Below are 3486 nucleotides of genomic sequence, written 5' to 3'. Positions count from 1 at the left end.
GTCGTGGTGGGGTCGAGTAGGTACACCGTGGGTGTGGAATCGGAGCGGCGGCGAACGAGCGCGCTGTCCTGGCGCGTCGGCGGGCGAGTAAACCGATGTGGTGCGCTCGTCGGCGGGTGCGTCGGGCGCAGTTGTGCGCGCAGTGAGGCGTTGATGGTGCGGGCGGCCGGGAGCAGGCGAGGACCGCGACGCGGCTGGCGAGTCCCGCGCATCAGTGCCTCGGCCGAGGCGCGTGCGGTGGGCAGGGTGCCCAGCAGCGGCAGGAGCAGGGCGTCGGCGAAGTCGCTGCGCAGGTTTTCCCCGACGAGTAGCACGCCACGGGTACGGCAGTGCTCGGTGAGCCGCAGGATGCGACGCTCGGCGCGGGCGGGGTCGATGTAGGCGGGGCGGACCACGACCAGGCAGGCGTCGGCGGCGGCCAGGATCGGATCCAGGGCCGAGTCCGGGTCGGGGACACCGCAGTCGGCGAACACCGTCATCCCGAGGGTGCGCCAGCGGGCCTCGGGGTCGGCCAGCACTGCGGTGGTCACGGCGGTGCGGGTCGCGTCACGGCCCGGTGATGCGGCCAGCATCGGCACAGCGTTGGGCAGGTATTGCAGGTGCTCGAGCACCCGGCCCGGCTCGGCAGAAGTGCCTGTGTGGTCGAGGGTGTGAGCCAGGCTGGCCCACCCGAGATACGGGTCGGCCCCCACCATGTCGGCGAGCTGCCCGCCGTAGGGATTGGCTTCGGCCACCAGCGCGGCCCCTGGGCCGCGCCAGGCCGAGGCCAACGCGACGGTCGTGGTGGTCGTGCCCACGCGAGGGCTCACGCCTGCGAGGGCGATCAGCAGCGGCGCCTGCGAGCCCGGAACCGGCTCTGCGGCGGTCATGAGGACACCCTCGTGGCCGCCGCGATCCGATCGCGCGGGAGTGGTCGGGGGACGGGGGCCTGAGTGGTGGTCATCCTTGCCTCTGGACATTGCTGATGAGCAGGCCGCCACTTTCGCCGGGGCGGGTGTTGATGAGCTGGAGGTAGTCCATGCGTTGCCGGTCCGGGCGCAGCTCGACTACATGCACGTTCGCGGTCGACTCCGAGATCGGGGTTACCGCGACGCAATGGATGGTGCCCAGCGGGATCGAGGCGATCCCGGCGGCGAGTCCATCGGCGGTGATGCCGGACTCGGGTGCCAGCAGCCGCATCGCGGTCTCGGCGTTGCGGTCGATGTAGTAGGCGGCCTCGAACGCCGCGATCACTCCCGCCACGGTCGCGGTGGTGTCGGCGCGACGGTCGGTGACCACGGCCCCCGCCAGCCCGGTGCACGCCCCCTCGGCCGTCGACGTGGCGCTCGGCGGTACCGCCGTGGCACGCACGGGATCACCGGCGTCGCGTGTGTCACTGGCCCATACGGCGACCACACCGATCAGTACGGCCACGCTGGCCGCCAGCGCGGCCCACACGCGCCACGACACCCGCTTCCGGGCATCGATCCACCCCAGCACCCCAACACCCGTGTCGGGCGCGTCAGGAGTCTGCGCCACGGCTACCAGCCAGCGGTCCCGCCGCACCGACAGGCGCGAACCTGGCTCGGCCCCGGTCTCGGAATCGAGACCGGGGTCCAGGCTGGGCACGAGACGCAAGTCCGGTCCCGTGCGTGGTTGGTCGAGCCAGGCCCACGGATCGTCACCGGGGTTCTTGCGGTGTGTCATTCACCTCGCCTCCTCAGGAGTAGTTCGCGGACTGTGTGATTCCCCGGGCCTGCCCGCACCCCGGGAGGGTTCGGGGTGCGGGCAGGGTTCCCCTCGGGAGGGGTCAGGGGCGGCTCGCGTGCTCGCTGTGCTCGCCCTCGCCGATCGGCCGGCCAGGCTTGGGTGGTGGCCGGCCGGTGATGCCCCCGGCGAGGCTGGCGAGGACGTCCCTGGTGGCGGTGGCCGCGGTGGCGTGGTGTCCGGCGTTGTACTCGCGCCAGCTGACCCGGGTGCCGCGTTGGCGGTAGGCGATGAGGGTGCGCCGCCCGGCGTTCGCGGGCACGATCTCATCACTGTTGCCGTGGTAGAGGTGCAGCGGCATCGCGGGCCTGGTGTGGGCGAGGGTCTCCATCGCCAGCACCCGCCGCCACCAGTGATCGTTCCAAGGGTCGGGGCGGCGGCACCAGTGCGCCACCGGTTGCGGGAACCGTTGCAGCAGTTCGCTACCGGTGAGGTGCTGTGCCTCGTCCACCGCTCCTCTTCCGTCCTCGGTCAGGACATGGCGTAGCGGGAGCTGGTCGTAGGCGCGTGAGAGCCCGATCAGCGCCGCGAGCCCGAGTCCCGCGCCCACGCCTCGGCTGAACGCGGGTGCCAGGGCCGCGAGGTCGGAGGCGACGGCTCCGGCGGCGACACCGCGCAGGTCCACCTCGGGCGCGTACCACGGCTGAAGTTCCCCGGCGGCGGCGACCGCACGCCCGCCATCGGCGTATCCCCAGGCCACCACCGGCGCGACCGGGACACCGAGGTTCGCGCCCCGATAGACCGCCCGCGCGAGATCGAGAACCACCCGCCCACCAGCGCGCGCCGCGAGGAAGGTGTGCGGCCCTGCTCCGGTGAGCCCGAGTCCCTGGCCATCAGGTATCGCCACCACCCACCCCCGAGCCAAGGCTGCCTCGATCCCGGCGGTGTCAGGTTCGGCACCGATCGCCAGCAGTTGCGAGGGCGCGCAGACACCGCCCAGGCCGCGAAACCCCGGGCAGTACACCAGGATCGCGGTGTCACCGGGGGCGGCGACCGTCTCGGGGACCAGCACGATCCCCGAGGCCGCGATGGGTTCGGAGCGGGCGTTGGCCGTGGCGTAGACGACCTGCCACGCCCCCCGCGCCTCGCTCAGCTGCGCGACGAACACCGGCCGGGTGCGCACCAGGTCTCCGGGGCGGTGGCCGTCGAGGGTCGTGACGTTGTAGAAGTCGTTGCTGCTGGTGGTCATTGGTGGCTCCCGGCGAGGTCGTGGGCCAGTGCGGTCATCCACGCGATGCCGCTGGCGAGTTGTCCGGCGGCGGCGTAGCCGGTGTGGCGGCCGTGTATGTCGGCGTAGCGCAGCCACACGCCCGGGTTCGTCAGATCGGCGTTGTCGCCGACCAGCTGGCCCCATGCAGCCGACAACTGCCCGGCCAATTTCGGCAACTGCCCGAGCGGGTCTGCGGCCACGACTCCGGTGATCTGTCCCCACCGCGCGGTCGCGGCGGCCGTCTCGTCCGGGCCGGGTCGTGGGGTGCGGGGGTCGGAGGCGTCGGTGAGCCGGTCGGCCAGGCTCGTCGCGGGTACGTAATCGACGATCCCGGGGCCGATTCGGAAGTCGTTGTTCACCACGGTGGTCCAGGCGTCACCGAGCACACCTGACAGCAGCGCCTCGATCGAGCCGAGCGCGGCCACCGGGTCGCGCAGATCCGCCTGGGCGGCGACCTGCGCGGCTACCCGCAACAGGGCGGCGCGATCGGGTGCCGAGCAACTCAGGTCACCCTCGACGCAGATATCGGC

At 72.4% G+C, this 3486-nt stretch carries 3 protein-coding genes and 1 pseudogene; all 4 read right to left on the bottom strand.

What is annotated here, in order from left to right:
• Positions 1-869 (bottom strand): hypothetical protein (locus HOV91_RS38575; protein ID WP_217441601.1); only part of this gene is annotated, 869 nt, incomplete at its 3' end.
• A 70-nt stretch (positions 870-939) separates the two neighbouring features.
• Positions 940-1686: a DUF8176 domain-containing protein gene (locus HOV91_RS38570; protein ID WP_174190111.1), complete on the bottom strand. Its 747-nt coding sequence runs from the start codon at positions 1684-1686 to the stop codon at positions 940-942.
• Positions 1687-1789: 103 nt separating this feature from the next.
• Positions 1790-2935: a lipase family protein gene (locus tag HOV91_RS38565; RefSeq protein ID WP_174190110.1), complete on the bottom strand. Its 1146-nt coding sequence runs from the start codon at positions 2933-2935 to the stop codon at positions 1790-1792.
• Positions 2932-3486: pseudogene (locus tag HOV91_RS38560) on the bottom strand (cutinase family protein); the annotation flags it as partial. The pseudogene HOV91_RS38560 and the gene HOV91_RS38565, both read right to left, overlap by 4 nt.

The organism is Nocardia barduliensis (genome assembly GCF_013315795.1).
Lineage (GTDB): Bacteria > Actinomycetota > Actinomycetes > Mycobacteriales > Mycobacteriaceae > Nocardia > Nocardia barduliensis.
Note: the sequence above shows the minus strand (reverse complement) of the source record. Positions and strands in the feature narration are given on the sequence as shown.

Excerpts from the sequence above, each read along its gene's own strand:
- HOV91_RS38570 (WP_174190111.1), bottom strand. The coding sequence starts at position 1,686 with ATGACACACCGCAAGAACCCCGGTGACGATCCGTGGGCCTGGCTCGAC.
- HOV91_RS38565 (WP_174190110.1), bottom strand. The coding sequence starts at position 2,935 with ATGACCACCAGCAGCAACGACTTCTACAACGTCACGACCCTCGACGGC.